We start from the raw sequence: 15,247 nt of genomic DNA on the forward strand, positions 1-15,247 counted from the left end.
GCGGCGTCGGATTCGACGTCCCCGGCTTTGCGGTCGCGGCGGCGGAAGACGAAGCGTCCCGCCCGCTGTCCGCCTTCGACCAGCCCGCCGGGCAGGAAGATGACGACCAGCATGAACATCAGGCCCAGCGTCAGGTGCCAGCCCTTGCCCACGAAGGGGTGGACGATGGTCACCATCGCGTTCTCAAGACCGTCCGGCATGAAGGCGAACCAGCCGTGCAGGACGTTGTCGTTGATCTTGGCGAAGATGTTCTCGAAGTACTTGATGAAGCCCGCACCCAGCACCGGCCCGATCAAGGTGCCCGCGCCGCCGAGGATCGTCATCAGCACGACCTCGCCGCTGGCGGTCCACTGCATCCGCTCGGCCCCGGCGAGCGGATCCATGGAGGCAAGCAGCCCACCGGCGAGGCCCGCATACATGCCGGAGATCACGAAAGCCGCCAGCATGTAGGGCCGCGTGTTGAGACCGGTGTAGTTCATGCGCTGCTGGTTCGACTTCACCGCCCGCAGCATCATGCCGAAGGGCGAGCGGAAGATCCGCATGGCGAGGTAGAAGGCCAGCAGCATCACCGCGGCGGAGAAATAGTAGCCCGCGTTGAAGTCGAAGGACCATGCGCCCGCATCCAGCGTGTAGGTGGAGCGCATCTCTACCAGCCCCAGAAGATGCGGCACGCTTTCCCAGCTGTCGATCAGGATCTGCGGGTCGGAGGTATAGACCTGCAGCCCGGTTTCACCATTGGTGATCGTGGTGCCGAAGAAGCGGCCGACGAGGTCCGAATAGGACACCGCAAAGAGCATCTGCGCGAAGGCCAGCGTCAGGATCGAGAAGTAGATGCCGGAGCGCCGCAGGCTGATGTAGCCGATCGCCACCGCGAAGATACCGCTGACGATGACGGACAGGATCAGCCCCGGGATGATGTTGTAGTCCAGCAGCTTGTACATCCAGACCACGGCGTAGGATCCGATGCCGAGGAAGGCGGCATGCCCGAAGCTGAGGTAGCCGGTCAGCCCGAAGAGGATGTTGAACCCGATCGCAAAGATCCCGAAGATCACGAAGCGCTGCATCAGGTCCGGGTAGCCCGCGTTGAACTGCGCCATGGCGCTGTCCGTGGGGAAGGGGTTGAGGATGAACGGCGCGAAGATGGTCAGGATGGCGACCACGATAAGCAGCGTTCTGTCACGCTTTTCCGATCCGAACATTGGTTATTCCTCCATCACGCCCTTGCGGCCAAGCAGGCCACGCGGACGCGTCAACAGAATGATGATTGCAATGACGTAGATGATGATCTGGTCGATGCCCGGCAGGATTGCCTTTACCTCGTTCATGGAGGCGATGGATTCGAGGATGCCCAGCATGAAGCCCGCGAGCACCGCACCGGGTAGAGAGCCCATGCCCCCCACGACGACCACGACGAAGCTGAGCACCAGGAAGTCCATGCCCATGTGGTAGTTGGGTGAGTTGATGGGGGCGTACATCACCCCGGCCAGCCCCGCCACTGCGGCGGCGATGCCGAACATGATGGTAAAGCGGCGGTCGATGTCGATGCCCAGCAGGCCCACCGTTTCACGGTCAGCCATACCGGCCCGCACGACCATCCCGAAGGTGGTGAACTGCAGGAAGGCGAAGACCGCTCCGATGATGAGCGCCGAGAAGCCGAAGTAGACGAGCCGCCAGTAGGGGTAGGCGATGACCGTATCGAGCCCCAGCAGCGCCCCGAAGTCGAAGCTGCCCGCGAAGGCCGCCGGTGCGGGGGTGGGGATCGGGTTGGCGCCGTAGAAATACTTGACGATCTCCTGCAGCACGATGGCGAGGCCGAAAGTCACGAGGATCTGGTCGGCGTGGGGACGCTTGTAGAAATGCTTGATCAGCCCGCGCTCCATGACGAAGCCGATGATCAGCATCACCGGGATCGCCAGCAGAATCGCCAGTGGCACGGACCAGTCGATGATACTGGCGCCCACCTCGGGGCCGAACCAGTCCTGCACATAGGGGGTCTTGATCTTCAGGGGGTTGCCCAGAAAGTCCTTCTCTGTCTCCGACAGGGTTTCATGGCTGAGCGTCAGCAGGCGTTGCACCGTCACGGAGCAGAAGGCCCCGATCATGAAGAGCGCGCCGTGGGCGAAGTTCACCACGCCGAGCGTGCCGAAAATGAGTGTCAGCCCGAGAGCGATCAGCGCATAGGCGGATCCCTTGTCGAGGCCGTTCAGGAATTGAAGAAGGATTGCGTCCATGGTCCCCACCTTGTGGAAAGTCCCCCGAATTGCAGGCGTGCACCGGGGGAAACGGAGGGGCAGGGGGCGGCGTCGCGACGCCCCCTGCCGATGTCAGTGAGATAAAGGGCTCAGGCGCCGGGGTTGCATTCGCCCAGTGTGGCATCCGCACCGCCGAACATCGGGTGATCGGGTGCGTACATGACCTGCTCGACCGGTGTGACCTCGACGATTTCCAGCGTGTCGTACTGGTTGGTCGGGTTTTCCTTGCCCTTCATGACCAGCACGTCCTTGAAGCACTGGTGGTCTTCGCCACGGTAGAGGGTCGGACCGTTGCCCATGCCGTCGAACTCGAAGCCTTCGAGCGCTTCGGCCACGGCACAGGGGTTGAAGGAGCCGGCACGTTCCACCGCATCCGCATAGAGCAGCGTCTGCACGTAGCAGGTATGCGCGGAGTTGGAGGGCGGGCGGCCATACTTTTCGCCGAAGGAGCGTGTGAACGCTTTGGAGCCTTCGTCCTGCAGCTGCCAGTTCCAGTTCATGGAGCCGATCACGCCCTGCACGTTGCTGCCCGCACCCGCGGCCATCAGTTCGGAGTAGAGCGGCACGACGATCTGGAAGTCCTTGCCGTTCACCTGCTTGCTCAGCAGGTCGAACTGGATCGCGTTGGTCAGAGAGTTGACCATGTTTCCGCCGTAGTGGTTCAGAACCAGCACATCTGCGCCCGAATTCAGCACCGGCGCGATGTAGGAGGAGAAGTCAGTGGAGGCGAGCGGCGTCAGCACGTTGTTGACGGTCTCCCAGCCCATGGCTTCGGTCGCGGCGGCGATGGATTCCTGCTGGGTCCAGCCCCAGTTGTAGTCCGCCGTCAGGTGATAGGCGCGGCGGTCTTCGCCATAGGCGTTCTTGAGCACCGGTGCCAGTGCGGCGGCGGACATGTAGGCGTTGAAGAAGTGGCGGAAGCCATTCGCCTTGCGGTCCTTGCCGGTGGTGTCGTTGGAGTGGGTCAGACCGGCCATGAAGATCACGCCGGCTTCCTGGCAGAGGCCCTGAACGGCCACGGCCACGCCCGAGGACGAGCCGCCGTTGATCATGATGGCGCCGTCTTTTTCGATCATCGCCTTGGCGGAGGCGCGGGCCGCGTCGGATTTCGTCTGGGTATCGCCTGTGACGTACTGCACCTTCTTGCCCAGGATACCGTTGCCCTGAAGCGCCTTGGAGCTGAAGGTGTTCAGCATGCCGCCGTCGCCTTCACCGTTGAGGTGCTCGACCGCGAGTTCCTGCGCGCGCAGCTCGTCCAGACCTTCTTCGGCGTAGGGGCCGGTCTGGGGTACGTTAAAGCCGAGCGTCACGGTGCTGCCGGTGGGCGCGTTCGTGAAGCCGGTATGCGCATCGGCGCGCAGATAGGTCGGCAGCGCAAGCCCTGCCCCCGCGACGACCCCGGTCTGGATCAGCCCACGGCGTGTCAAGTTGTTGAATGACATGAATTCCTCCCAATTTGTTGATCCCGTGAACCGGTTCCTCCTCCGATCCTTGGGCGCACAAGTATGCAAATCATGTATGACCTTGTTTCTGAAAACCGTTCAATAACCCCCTTGATCTGCGCCAGAATATTGTAAACAAATTCGCAGATGACCCATGTGTTTTGTAAATTAACTGATACTGCGGCGCAGAATTCAGCGCCCTTTGCACCGGGGGCGGCATAGCATGGCGCGCGACGCACTGACGGGCAGCCGCATCCGCGAGCGGCGTACCATGACAGGGATGAAGCAGGCCGAACTCGCCCGGTCGGTCGGTATCTCCGCCAGCTATCTCAACCTCATCGAACACAACCGCCGCCGGATCGGGGGCAAGCTGCTGCTGGACATCGCCGGCGCGCTCGACGTGGAGCCGCACAGCCTGACCGAAGGGGCGGAGGCCGCGCTCGTGGCCAGCCTGCGCGAAGCGGCGAGCGAGGCGGACCTCGCCGGGCCGGAATTGGCTCGGGCGGACGAATTCGCAGGCCGCTTTCCCGGCTGGGCCGGGGTGCTGGCCGCCACACGCCGCCGGGTCAGCGCGCTCGAACGCACGGTGGAGACGTTGACGGACCGCATGGCCCATGATCCCCATCTTGCCGCTTCGATGCATGAGTTGCTGTCGACCGCCGCCGCCATCCGCTCCACCGCCGCGATCCTCGATGAGAACCGCGAGCTTCAGCCCGAATGGCGCGCCCGCTTCCACGGCAATCTGGCCGAAGACAGTCGCAGGTTGTCCGACAGCGCGCAGGCGCTGGTGGGCTATCTCGACGCCGATATGAGCGCGGCGGAAGCGGGCCATTCCCCACAGGAGGAGGTGGAGGCTTTCCTCGAACGCCACGGCTTCAGCTTCGACGTGGTGGAGGACCCGAAGGCGCTGCCCGAAGACCGTGCCCGTCTGGTGGCAGAGGCGCCGGAGCTGCGGTCCGCCGCCGCACGTCACATTGCGCAGAACGTGCTTCAGCAGGCGGCGTGGGACGCGGCGGCACTGCCACTGGATTCGCTGCGCGAGGCCATGGGCGGGGGCATCGGCACCGATCCCGCGGCATTGGCGCGGCAGTTGCATCAGCCGATAGGCCGCGTCCTGCGCCGTCTGGCGGCCCTGCGCGACCTTGGCTGCGGGCTGGTGGTCTGCGACCGTTCAGGCACGGTGATCTTTCGCAAATCGGTCAGCGGTTTCACCGTCCCCCGGTTCGGCGACTGCTGCCCGCTCTGGCCGCTCTTCGCGGTGCTGGGTCATCCGGGGATGGTGGTTTCCCAGCGGATCGAGCAACTGGGCCGGTCCAGCGCCCAGTTCGATTGTTTCGCCACCTGCGAAACGCAGAGCGCGCCGGGCTATAACGCCACCCCGCTGGTGCTGGCCACGATGCTGATCCTGCCCGCCGCCCGCGTATCGGCGGACCGGCAGGAAGTGGGCGCGACCTGCCGCGTCTGCCCGCGCGAAGCCTGCAGCGCCCGGCGCGAGCCGTCGATCCTGGAAACCGGGCTGTGACCGGCGGGGCGCGCGAAAAAAGCAAATGCGTATAGGCTTTTGACACCCCGGGGAAACCGGTGCATCCTCGGCGCTGCCGTGACGGAGCCTGCGGGAGGGCGGGCGCCACGGATCGAGGGGAGGACAACCGCCCATGGGCAAACGCGTGGTGCTCGTCGAAGACGAGCTCAACATCGCGGAAGCGATCCGTTTCCTGCTGAGCCGCGAAGGCTGGCGGGTCGAGACGCTGGCCAACGGCAGCTCGGCGCTGAAGGTGATCCGCAAGGCGATGCCCGATCTCGTGATGCTTGACGTGATGTTGCCCGGGCGCAGCGGCTTTGAGATTCTGCAGGACCTGCGGGCGGACCCGGAACTGCAGGCCCTGCCTGTCCTGATGCTCACCGCGCGTGGCCAGAGCCGCGACCGTGAGATGGCCGAACGCGCGGGCGTCAGCCGGTTCATGACCAAACCTTTCTCCAACGCCGAGATGCTGGACGCGGTGCGTGACCTCACCCGCGGCGGCCCGGCGGGCTGACGGGCCCGGGCGTGGCGGGCCCGCCGCTCTTTCTCGAACGGCGGAGCTATCGCCGTCGGCGTATGATGGACGCGCTGCGGGTGCTGCCGTTTCTGGGGCTTGCGCTTTGGATGGTGCCGCTGCTCTGGCCGCTCGGACCGGGGCCGGAGGGGCTACCCCCGGGAACCGGGGCAGACACCGCCCCCGGCATGACCACCGCCGATGCCCTGCGCTACATCTTTGGTGTCTGGCTGCTGTTGATCCTGTCGGCCGCCGTGCTGTGGCGGCGCACCGGTGATCTGCCCGGCCCGGGGGAGCCTGTCGACCCTGCCGCACCGGCTGAAGGGGGCGGCTGATGGTTTCGCTCAACCAGCTCGTGATCGTCTGCCTGACCTATGTCGCGGGGCTTTTCATCGTGGCCTTTGCCGCCGAACGCGCGGCGCTGCGCGGCCATGGCGACTGGCTCCTGCGCTCGCCGCTGGTCTATACGCTGTCGCTGTCGATCTACTGCACCGCCTGGACGTTCTATGGTGCGGTGGGCTACGCCGCCCGCTCGGGGCTGGAATATGTTACGATCTATCTCGGTCCGAGCCTGATCATGGTGGCATGGTGGTGGCTGCTGCGCCGTCTGGTCCGGATCGGACGCGCCCAGCGGGTAACGTCGATCGCCGATCTCATCTCCTCCCGCTTCGGGAAATCCAACTTGCTGGCCATCGTGGTGACGACCATGGCCGTGATCGGCGTGACCCCCTATATCGCGCTGCAGTTGCAGTCGGTCACCCTGTCGCTGTCGATCTTTGCCGTGTCGGAGGCGCCCGCCGATGGGGCGGTGCCCGATCTGGGCAGTTCGGCCCTCTGGGTGGCGGTCGGACTTGCGCTTTTCACCGTGCTCTTCGGGACCCGGAACCTCAACGTCAACGAACGCCATCATGGCGTGGTGATCGCCGTGGCGGTGGAGGCTGTGGTGAAGCTGGTGGCGTTGCTGGCAGTGGGGATCTTCGTGGTCTGGGGGCTGGCGGGGGGGATCGAAAACACGCTGGCGCGGATCGATGCCTCCGACATCGGGCAATGGCGGGTGGACGGCAGCCGCTGGGCCGCGCTCACCATTCTGGCGGCGGCGGCCTTTGTCTGCCTGCCGCGGATGTTTCAGGTCATGGTGGTGGAGAACGACGACGAAAGGCATCTGCAGATCGCAAGCTGGGCTTTCCCGCTTTACCTGATGCTCATGAGCCTGTTCGTCGTGCCCATCGCCGTCACCGGGCTCGACCTGCTGCCGCCGGGCTCGAACCCCGATCTCTTCGTGCTCTCCCTGCCGTTGAGCGAGGGGCAGAACGGCCTGGCGATGCTGTCCTTTCTGGGCGGGTTTTCTTCCGCCACCTCCATGGTGATCGTCGCCACGCTCGCGCTCTCTACCATGGTGAGCAACCATATCGTCATGCCGATCTTCCTTGCGGTGCGGCAGGGCGGGGCGAGCCAGTCGGGCGATGTGCGCAATGTCGTCATCCTCGCGCGGCGGCTGTCGATCCTGCTGATCATCGGGCTGGGCTATTCCTATTACCGGGCCTCGGGGGGCAGCGGCGCGCTGGCGGCGATCGGTCTGATCTCCTTCGGCGGGGTGGCGCAGTTCTTGCCGGCGCTGCTGGGCGGCATTTTCTGGCGCGGGGCAACGCGCGCCGGGGCGCTGAGCGGTCTGGCCACCGGTTTCGCGCTGTGGATGTTCACCATGCTGTTGCCCAGTTTCGGCGAAGGCGTGGCGCTGTCAGCGGGCATATTCGCAGAAGGCGTGCTGGGGCTGGGGTGGCTGCGGCCACAGGCGCTTTTCGGGATCGAGGGGCTTGATCCGACCGTTCATGCGGTGGTCTGGAGCCTGTCGCTCAATGCGTTGGTCTTCGGGCTGGTGTCGATCTTCACCTTTCCCGACCCGGTGGAGCGGCTGCAGGGCGCGCAATTCGTCAACGTGCTGGACCATTCCCGCCCGACCCGAAGCTGGACCGCCAGCGTGGCCGGAAGCGAGGAGTTGATGATCATGGCGCAGCGGATCCTCGGCGCGCGGGAGGCTCAGGTCTTTTTCCGGCACTGGGCGCAGCGGCAGGGGGGCGCGGGCACGCTGCCGGAGCCCACGCCCGATTTCGTTCAGGCGCTGGAGCGTGAACTGGCCGGTGCCGTGGGGGCCGCAACGGCGCATGCCATGGTGGCGCAGATCGTGGGGGGCGCCTCGGTTTCTGTGCAGGACCTGCTGGCGGTGGCGGACGAATCCGCGCAGATGCTCGAATATTCCAGCCAGTTGGAAGCCAAGAGCCGGGAGCTGGTTGAAACCGCCGCCCAGTTGCGCGCGGCGAACGAGAAGCTGACCCAACTCTCGCTGCAAAAGGACAACTTCCTGAGCCAGATCAGTCACGAGCTGCGCACCCCGATGACCTCCATCCGCTCCTTTTCGGAGATCCTGCGCGATACCGACCGGCTGAGCGCTGAGGACAAGACGCGCTATGCCTCCATCATCCATACCGAAGCGCTGCGCCTGACCCGCCTGCTGGATGATCTGCTGGATCTGTCGGTGCTGGAAAACGGGCAGGTCACGCTCAATCTGGCGCGCTGCACCCTGGGCGACGTGCTGGATCACGCGGTCACGACCGCTCAGACGGGCGCCACGCGGCCCCTGACCATTGAACGCGACCCGGCGGAGGAGAACCTCGGGTTTCTCACCGATCCGGACCGGCTCGCGCAGGTTTTCATCAACCTTGTGACTAATGCCCAGAAATACTGTGTCAGCGCCGCGCCGCGGCTGCGGATTTCAACAGCACGGCACGATGGTTGGATCGACGTGATATTCCTCGACAACGGGGCGGGCATCGCCCCGCAGGACCGCGCGCTGGTGTTCGAGAAGTTCACCCGCCTGATGCGCACAGGCGACGCGGGCGATGGCGCGGGGCTGGGGCTTTCGATCTGCCGCGAGATCATGACGCGGCTGGGCGGGCATATCGATCTGGTGGAGGGGGGCGACGGCACTGCCTTCCGCGTGCGGCTGCCCGCAGGGCAGGCCGAGGCCCCGAAAGCGCGGGTCGGGGATATGCAGCGTGTGGGCTAACCCACCGCGCCAGTCCGGGCTGGGCCTCAGTCCGCGGTGAAGGAGGCGCCGAGCATGGGGCGCAGGTTTTCCAGATCATACCCTGCCGCCCGCGCCGATGCGACGATATCGTCTGCCGGCAGTTGGCCCGCCTGACCCAGCGCCCAAGCGATGGTCGACCGGGTGCCCGATGCGCAATAGGCCAGCACCGTTTCATTAGTTTCCACCCCTTCGGCGCGATTGCGGGCAATGACGTCGGGCACCATGGTCTGATGGGTGAGGGGAACTTCGGCGAAACCGATCCCCGCTTCCGTCGCGGCGGCGCGGATGGCGGCGGCCTGCTGGCTCGGCGGCACTTCGGCGTCGGGGCGGTTGCACAGGATGCGGGTGATGCCGGCGTCACGCAGGGCGGGCATGTCCTCTGCCGCGATCTGCGGCGAGACGTAATAGCGGGGGGTGAGGCGACGCATTTCCATGGCAGTGGATTAGGATGTCGCCCGGCAACTGTCCAGTCTTATGCAGAGGGGCACGGACCGGCTTCGGCGGACTGCCGCCAGACGGCGCGCTGCGATGGGTCAGGAAAGGAAGACGCCCACGATCACCATCATCAGTCCGATCACCGACAGGAACAGCGCGCCGAGGTTCAGCGGCAGGGCTGCGCGGATCTCGGCCCGCAACTGCGCATCGTCCAGTGCGGCGCGCTTGGCCCGCGCGACCTTGACGATGGACCAGATCAACCCGGCCAGACCCAGAAGGGACAGGGCCGTCCCGACCCAGACGAGGATTTCGAAAAGCGGCATTCTGTGGCATCTCCCCTTTGCGGGCGGGGTAGAGGATATGCCGCCACCCCGCAAGTCCGTCTTGCGACGGAGCGGGCGCTTGGATAGTCAGGCGCAACCACCAGAGCAGGAGCGACAGATGAGCGACACGGCCACCAACCCCGACGTGATCGAGGATGCGGGCGATGCGACCTACCGCGTGACGGCGAATGAATTGCGCCAGTTCGTGGAACGGATCGAACGGCTGGATGCCGAAAAGAAGGACCTTGCCGAACAGCAAAAGGAAGTCATGGCCGAAGCCAAGGCCCGCGGTTACGACACAAAGGTCCTGCGCAAGGTCATCGCCCTGCGCAAGCGCGACAAGGACGATATCGCCGAAGAAGAGGCGGTGCTGGAGATGTACAAGGAAGCGCTCGGCATGTGATGTCCGGGGAGCCTGCCGGTGTGGGTTGCCGCATGGTCAGGGCCGCGTTGAGCAAGATAGTGCCGGAGAAAGCCCTTGCTCCGCCAGGGGCAGGGCAAACCGATCCGGAAGGGAGCGAATGATGCAGAAACCCCAACCCACCATTTTGACGAGGTCGCGGCCATGACACAGAACATCGCCGTTCTGGGCACCGGGCTGATGGGCGCGCCGATGGCGCGGAACATCGCGGCGGGGGGCTATCAGGTGACCGCCTGGAACCGCACGGCGGCGAAGGCGCGGGCGCTGGCGGACGCGGGGATTTCGGCGGCGCAGACCCCCGCCGAAGCGGTCGAGCAGGCGGATTTCGTCATCAGCATGCTGTCGGACGGCAAGGCGCTGCTGGCGCTGCTGGAAGAAGAGGCGTTGCAAAAGGCGCTGCGCCCCGGAACGCTCTGGATCGATATGTCGAGCGCCCGCCCGGGCGAAGCGCGCGCCGCCGCCGAACGGCTTTTGGGAATCGATGTCGGCTTCATCGATGCGCCGGTGTCCGGCGGGCCGGGCGGCGCAGAGGCGGGAACACTCGCGATCATGGCCGGCGCCGCGCCGGAGGATTTCGAGAAGGCCCGCGCGCTGCTGGCCACCATGGGCCGACCGACGCGGGTGGGGCCGGTGGGCGCAGGGCAGCTTGCCAAGCTCGCCAATCAGGCCATCGTGGGGATCGCCATCGCCGCGGTGGCGGAGGCGACGCTGCTGCTGGAACGCGGCGGGGCCGATCCCGCGGGCGTGCGCGAAGCCCTGCGCGGCGGTTTCGCGGACAGCACGGTTCTGCAGCTTCACGGAGCGCGGATGCAACAGCGGGACTTCACCCCCGGCGGCCCGGCCCGGTTGCAGTTGAAGGATATGGAAAACGTCCTGTCCGAAGCGGGTGAACTCGATTTGCCCACAGTGCGCCAGACGCGGGACCGCTACGCGCGCTATCTGTCGGAACTCGACGGGGCCGAAAGGGACCACTCGGGCCTCTTCGAGGAACTGCTCGACCTGAACGGGCTGCTGACGCGATAGGACTTTGTCACAGAAAAGCCACATTCTCGTTTTTCGCGGGCTGCCCTACCGCGAAAGTTGACAGAGCGGTTCGACCCGTGGCCAGATCTCTGTGGTTTTTCAGAGGTCTGTTTTATGAAGAGATTCCTTCGCGCGTCAGCATCTGTCCTGTCGCTTGCACTTTCCGTCACGGCGCTCCATGCGGCGACACCCGCTGAAAGGGACGCGCTGTTCCTGCGATTGAAGGCCGCGCCTACGAATGACGCGCTGGCCTTGCAATATGCCAGAATGTCCGTCGAACTGCGCGACTACGAAGCCGCGGTTTCGGTTCTGGAACGGGTGCTGGACCGCGATCCCGCTTCCGTGGATGCGCGGTTGCAACTGGCGCAGGCCTATTTCGCGCTGGGGTCCTACGAGGTGGCGCAGTATCACTTCACGATCCTCCAGCGGTCTGGCGCGCTGACCCCGCAGGAGGCGCAGGAAGCTGCGGCCTACCGTGACGCCACGCGCGAGCGGCGGCAGCGCCAGTCCCTGTCCGGCTACGTGGAAATCGGTGCTGCGCATCTGTCCGACTTGGGCGAAACGGGGACGGTGGGAACGCTCTCACTCACGCACCGGATCGACATGGGGGGGGCGACACGCCGTGACTGGGTTACGGGCATCCGTATCGACCTTGCCGAATTCGGGTCGGGCACGCCGCTCGGTCAGACCTCCGGTCGGATCACCACGGGCCCGATTTTCAGCCTCAACGGGGATCGCTTCGGGCCGACCCTGCGCCCCTATCTGTCGTTCCGCGCGGTCGATGATGACCAGATAACGGAAGACCGCACATCGCTCGGCCTCGGGGCGGTCTATGACAATGCGCTCTCGGCCAATTGGTCGATCTTCGCGGGCGCCGAGGGCGGGCGCATCACCTACAACATCCCCGATGTGGACGGTAGCTATGCCGAAGGACGGATCGGCGCGGTCTGGGCCCTGTCCAACGATACCCGCCTGCGCGCGACGCTTTTCGCGCGCACCCATGACATGGACCAGCCCGCCTTTGACAGTGACGAAGCGGCGCTGCGGCTGGACATGGCGCACAGCTTCCGCACCCGCCTGGGCCCGCGCGACTGGGTGGTGAGCGCCTTTGTCCAATATGACGAGGAAGAATTCGCAACGACCCGTGAAGACGAAACGCGCCAGATCGGGGCCGCCCTGCGCGCCTATTTTACGCAGGATTTCTACGTCGAGCCGCAGGTTCAGTATTTCGACCGGTCGAGCAATGTCGCCGGTTTGGAGGTCGATGAAACGCTCGTGTCCCTGTCCGTTGGTCTGGAGTTTTGAAGATGGCCCCTAAACTTACATCTCTTGTCGCCGCGCTCTGGGTATCTTTGTCCGGGCATGGTGCCACCGCCCAGCAGATCGGAGTGGTCGCCTCTCTCGATCCCAACATGCGCGCCACCGCGCCGGGGCAGAACGCCGCGCGGGAGCTTGGCCTCGGCGCGGGAGTCGTGCAGGACGATGAGGTCGCGACGACCGCCACCGCGCGCGGCCAGCTGCTTTTCGACGATCAGACGACCCTGTCGGTCGCACCGTCCAGCCTGATCGTGCTGGACCGCTTCGTCTATGACCCCGCCGGGGGCAGCGGCACCATGGGCATCAAACTGGCCCAAGGCGCCCTGCGGTTCGTGGGCGGCGCCACCAGCGAGGCGCAGGAGGCCACCATCACCACGCCCACGGCGACGCTGGGTATTCGCGGATCCTCCGCGCTGGTCAGCTTTATCAACGGGCGCACCATCGCCGTGTTCCTGATGGGCCAGCAAATGTGCATCACCACCGGGACAGGGCGCAGCTGCACCAACCGCCCGGGCGGCGTTCTGACGGAGGCAGGCTATTCGGGCCAGGTGTCGCAGCAATACCTCTCCACCGCGCTGACGCGGATAGACGGGACCCCGCCGACGACGCTCGCGCGCCGTTCGGTGCCCGCCGGTGTGCGCACAGCGGTGGAGCCGGGGGACGCGCCGCTTTCGACGCAAGGCGCACGCGGAGCCACCGGCAACGAGAATACGGATATCTTCGGCACCCGTATCGGGAACATCTTCGGCTCGGAATCAACGCCCGTCATCAGCGGCCCGCTGTTCTAGAACGTTTTCGGCGACTGCTCAGTCGCTATGCACCGGCGCGATACATGTCGCGCCGGTTTTCCGTTCAGCCCCGCTTGCTGTCCGCCACGAATGTGCCGTCCCACTCCGGGGGCAGATCGGTATTCCGCAGGACCGCGATACGCTCCCGATATAGATCGGCAAGCCTGTCGGTCTCGAACCCTGTGACCTGCCGGGCGGAGAGGGCGGCCAGATGCTCCAACGCGCGGTCCCATTCCCGGGCGAGATAGGCGTTGCGCGCGTCCTCGAAGCTTTTGGCAGCGGCGTGAAATTCCGTGTTTTCAGCCTTGTAGACCGTATGCAGGGCGACGGGTTCCTTGCGGCCCTTTACCACCACCTTGTCCAGCATCACGCTGCGCATGTCGTCGGGCAGGGCGGCCACGGTATCGGCCCCCACGCAATTGATCGTACCATAGAGCCGGGTCAGCCCTTCGAACCGTGCGGCCTGGGTCACGCTGTCGCCCACGCAGGTATAGGACAGCCGGTCGCGCGAGCCCATGAGCCCGACGAAAGCCTGCCCCGTGTTGATCCCCAACCCGATGCCGACAGCAGGCAGGCCTTCGGCCTCCAGCAGCGCGTTGGCTTCCGCCACGTGGTCCTCGATGGCGAAGATCGTGGCAAGCGCGCGCGCCCTGTGGTCCGCCTGCGGGAGGGGGGCGTTCCAGAAGGCCATGATTGCATCGCCGATATATTTGTCGATCGTGGCCCCATGTTCCATCATCGCGTCCGAGACCGCACCGAGGTAGCGGTTGAGCAGGCGCACGACGTCTTCGGGCGACATCTTTTCCGTCACCGTGGAAAACCGCCGCATGTCGACGAACATTACCGTCATCTCGCGCGAGGCACCGTTGGGGGTCAGGGCATGGCCCGGATCGGCGGCGATTTCATCCACCAGCGTGCCGGGCACGAAATAGGCAAAGCGGCTGCGTATCTTGGCGCGCATCCGCTCCTTGCCGATGAGCCCCAATGCCGAGCCGGGCAGGAGCGTCGCGAAACCGGTGATCACGATCAGCGACGGATCGAACAGCAGACCCGCCCGCGCAAAGGCCTGCCACCCGCCAAGGGCCGCCGCAATGCCGAGGACGGCGAGCCCGATGAGCGCCGCCATCGGCTTGTCCTTCGTGCAGAGGAACGTAACGGTGAGCCCGGCCAGAAGCAGCAGCACCAGCTCTAACCCCGGCATCCAGTCAGGCCGTGTCAGGAAGGTTTGCGCCAGCACCTGTTCGAGAACATCGGCCTGCAGCAACACGCCCGGCACGCTCGCCGACAGGGGTGTCCGGCGCAGGTCGAAAAGACCCTGCGCGCTTGAGCCGACAAGGATGATCCGCCCGGCGATGGCCGGTTGCAGGCCGGGCAGGGCGGTATCGTTCAGCACCAGATGGGCGGGGGTCATCCGGTTCTCGGTCTCTTCGGTGAAATGCAGCCGAAGCTCGCCGTTGCCGTCGAGCGGGTATTCCGCACCGCCCGTGCGCATGGCCACCACGCGGGCCGTGCCGCCCGAAACCTCGCCCGAGGCTTCGCTGGTCTTTAGGATATGGCTGCGCGCCCCCTGGGCCACGCGCAAAAGCTCCGCCGCCAGCGACGGCATCAGCCGGTCGCCCATGCGCGCGACCATGGGCACCCCGCGCGAAATGCCGTCGTTTCCCGCACCAAGGCTGATCACGCCGAGGCCCGCTGCCGCATCAGTGAGTACAGGCAAGGGAGCGAGCGCGCCGGGATAGGAGGTGACCGCGCTGTCGGGCCGCGCCCCGGTGAAGGAGATACCCGCCTTGGGCGCGGGCACCTCGCCGCGCGGCGCCCCGGCTAGGGCGAGGACGACCGGGCGACCGGCGATGGCGGCGGCGAGGTTCTCGTCGTTGTTCTGCCCGGCAAGATCGGCAGGAAGCCGCGCCGTGCCGCGCGCGAAGCGTTGCATGTTGCGCAGCACCGCATCGGGCGAGGTGCGGTCAGGTTCGGTGAAAAGGATATCGAAGCCCACGGCCACGGCGCCCGAGGCAAAGAGACGGTCCGTCAGTTCCGCCACGAAGGTGCGCGGCCAAGGCCATTGACCCAACTCGCGCAGCGAAGCTTCGTCGATATCCACCACATGAACGGGGGCAGCGGGGTC

14 protein-coding genes are annotated in these 15,247 nt (G+C 65.7%); 8 read left to right on the top strand and 6 right to left on the bottom strand.

The window, feature by feature from the left end:
• The 3 genes from A3728_RS03085 to A3728_RS03095 form a co-directional block, all read right to left on the bottom strand.
• Positions 1–1,199, bottom strand: a 1,199-nt coding sequence (locus A3728_RS03085; RefSeq protein WP_067920159.1) for a branched-chain amino acid ABC transporter permease, incomplete at its 3' end; no start/stop codon positions are given.
• Positions 1,200–1,202: 3 nt separating this feature from the next.
• Positions 1,203–2,231 carry a branched-chain amino acid ABC transporter permease gene (locus A3728_RS03090; protein ID WP_067920161.1) on the bottom strand — a complete coding sequence of 343 codons (1,029 nt, stop codon included), beginning with the start codon at positions 2,229–2,231 and terminating at the stop codon, positions 1,203–1,205.
• 110 nt (positions 2,232–2,341) lie between these two features.
• Positions 2,342–3,694, bottom strand: coding sequence for a substrate-binding protein (locus A3728_RS03095; RefSeq protein ID WP_067920163.1), 1,353 nt, complete (start codon positions 3,692–3,694; stop codon positions 2,342–2,344).
• Between the two features lie 223 nt (positions 3,695–3,917).
• Here A3728_RS03095 and A3728_RS03100 point away from each other — a divergent pair, with 223 nt between their 5' ends.
• The 4 genes from A3728_RS03100 to A3728_RS03115 all read left to right on the top strand — a co-directional run bounded on the left by A3728_RS03100 (position 3,918) and on the right by A3728_RS03115 (position 8,794).
• The gene (locus tag A3728_RS03100; protein WP_067920165.1) at positions 3,918–5,216 is read left to right on the top strand and encodes a helix-turn-helix domain-containing protein; all 1,299 of its coding nucleotides are present in this window, start codon (positions 3,918–3,920) and stop codon (positions 5,214–5,216) included.
• A gap of 133 nt (positions 5,217–5,349) precedes the next feature.
• The gene (locus A3728_RS03105; RefSeq protein ID WP_067920167.1) at positions 5,350–5,730 is read left to right on the top strand and encodes a response regulator transcription factor; all 381 of its coding nucleotides are present in this window, start codon (positions 5,350–5,352) and stop codon (positions 5,728–5,730) included.
• Positions 5,731–5,792: 62 nt separating this feature from the next.
• Entirely contained in the window at positions 5,793–6,065 is a 273-nt protein-coding gene (locus tag A3728_RS03110; protein ID WP_150120623.1) for a hypothetical protein, read from the top strand.
• A complete protein-coding gene (locus A3728_RS03115; RefSeq protein ID WP_067920171.1) occupies positions 6,065–8,794 on the top strand; it encodes a sensor histidine kinase in 2,730 nt (909 codons plus the stop codon). Before A3728_RS03110 ends, A3728_RS03115 begins: the two co-directional genes overlap by 1 nt.
• 26 nt (positions 8,795–8,820) lie before the next feature.
• Here A3728_RS03115 and A3728_RS03120 read toward each other — a convergent pair whose 3' ends face one another.
• Both A3728_RS03120 and A3728_RS03125 read right to left on the bottom strand, forming a co-directional pair.
• Positions 8,821–9,249, bottom strand: coding sequence for a TIGR01244 family sulfur transferase (locus A3728_RS03120; protein WP_067920173.1), 429 nt, complete (start codon positions 9,247–9,249; stop codon positions 8,821–8,823).
• 99 nt (positions 9,250–9,348) lie between these two features.
• Positions 9,349–9,573, bottom strand: coding sequence for a hypothetical protein (locus A3728_RS03125; RefSeq protein WP_067920175.1), 225 nt, complete (start codon positions 9,571–9,573; stop codon positions 9,349–9,351).
• Positions 9,574–9,691: 118 nt separating this feature from the next.
• On the opposite strand from A3728_RS03125, the gene A3728_RS03130 reads away from it, so the two are divergent.
• From A3728_RS03130 to A3728_RS03145, 4 genes are all read left to right on the top strand, one after another.
• On the top strand, positions 9,692–9,976 hold the full coding sequence (locus A3728_RS03130) for a DUF2312 domain-containing protein (RefSeq protein WP_067920177.1): 285 nt from the start codon (positions 9,692–9,694) through the stop codon (positions 9,974–9,976).
• 162 nt (positions 9,977–10,138) lie between these two features.
• Positions 10,139–11,017 (top strand): NAD(P)-dependent oxidoreductase, encoded by an 879-nt coding sequence (locus A3728_RS03135; RefSeq protein ID WP_067920186.1) that lies wholly within the window; start codon positions 10,139–10,141, stop codon positions 11,015–11,017.
• A gap of 114 nt (positions 11,018–11,131) precedes the next feature.
• Positions 11,132–12,322, top strand: a complete 1,191-nt coding sequence (locus A3728_RS03140) for a tetratricopeptide repeat protein (protein WP_067920179.1) — start codon at positions 11,132–11,134, stop codon at positions 12,320–12,322.
• A 2-nt stretch (positions 12,323–12,324) separates the two neighbouring features.
• A complete protein-coding gene (locus tag A3728_RS03145) occupies positions 12,325–13,122 on the top strand; it encodes a FecR family protein (protein ID WP_082850876.1) in 798 nt (265 codons plus the stop codon).
• Between the two features lie 64 nt (positions 13,123–13,186).
• On the opposite strand, the gene A3728_RS03150 is transcribed toward A3728_RS03145, so the two are convergent.
• On the bottom strand, positions 13,187–15,247 hold a 2,061-nt coding region (locus tag A3728_RS03150), incomplete at its 5' end, for a CHASE2 domain-containing protein (RefSeq protein ID WP_150120622.1).

Source organism: Sulfitobacter sp. HI0040 (genome assembly GCF_001634885.1).
Taxonomy (GTDB): domain Bacteria; phylum Pseudomonadota; class Alphaproteobacteria; order Rhodobacterales; family Rhodobacteraceae; genus Sulfitobacter.

What these genes read in the sequence shown, in the direction of transcription:
- A3728_RS03090 (WP_067920161.1), bottom strand. Translation starts at nt 2,231, where the DNA reads ATGGACGCAATCCTTCTTCAATTCCTGAACGGCCTCGACAAGGGATCC.
- A3728_RS03095 (WP_067920163.1), bottom strand. Translation starts at nt 3,694, where the DNA reads ATGTCATTCAACAACTTGACACGCCGTGGGCTGATCCAGACCGGGGTC.
- A3728_RS03100 (WP_067920165.1), top strand. Translation starts at nt 3,918, where the DNA reads ATGGCGCGCGACGCACTGACGGGCAGCCGCATCCGCGAGCGGCGTACC.
- A3728_RS03105 (WP_067920167.1), top strand. Translation starts at nt 5,350, where the DNA reads ATGGGCAAACGCGTGGTGCTCGTCGAAGACGAGCTCAACATCGCGGAA.
- A3728_RS03110 (WP_150120623.1), top strand. Translation starts at nt 5,793, where the DNA reads ATGATGGACGCGCTGCGGGTGCTGCCGTTTCTGGGGCTTGCGCTTTGG.
- A3728_RS03115 (WP_067920171.1), top strand. Translation starts at nt 6,065, where the DNA reads ATGGTTTCGCTCAACCAGCTCGTGATCGTCTGCCTGACCTATGTCGCG.
- A3728_RS03120 (WP_067920173.1), bottom strand. Translation starts at nt 9,249, where the DNA reads ATGGAAATGCGTCGCCTCACCCCCCGCTATTACGTCTCGCCGCAGATC.
- A3728_RS03125 (WP_067920175.1), bottom strand. Translation starts at nt 9,573, where the DNA reads ATGCCGCTTTTCGAAATCCTCGTCTGGGTCGGGACGGCCCTGTCCCTT.
- A3728_RS03130 (WP_067920177.1), top strand. Translation starts at nt 9,692, where the DNA reads ATGAGCGACACGGCCACCAACCCCGACGTGATCGAGGATGCGGGCGAT.
- A3728_RS03135 (WP_067920186.1), top strand. Translation starts at nt 10,139, where the DNA reads ATGACACAGAACATCGCCGTTCTGGGCACCGGGCTGATGGGCGCGCCG.
- A3728_RS03140 (WP_067920179.1), top strand. Translation starts at nt 11,132, where the DNA reads ATGAAGAGATTCCTTCGCGCGTCAGCATCTGTCCTGTCGCTTGCACTT.
- A3728_RS03145 (WP_082850876.1), top strand. Translation starts at nt 12,325, where the DNA reads ATGGCCCCTAAACTTACATCTCTTGTCGCCGCGCTCTGGGTATCTTTG.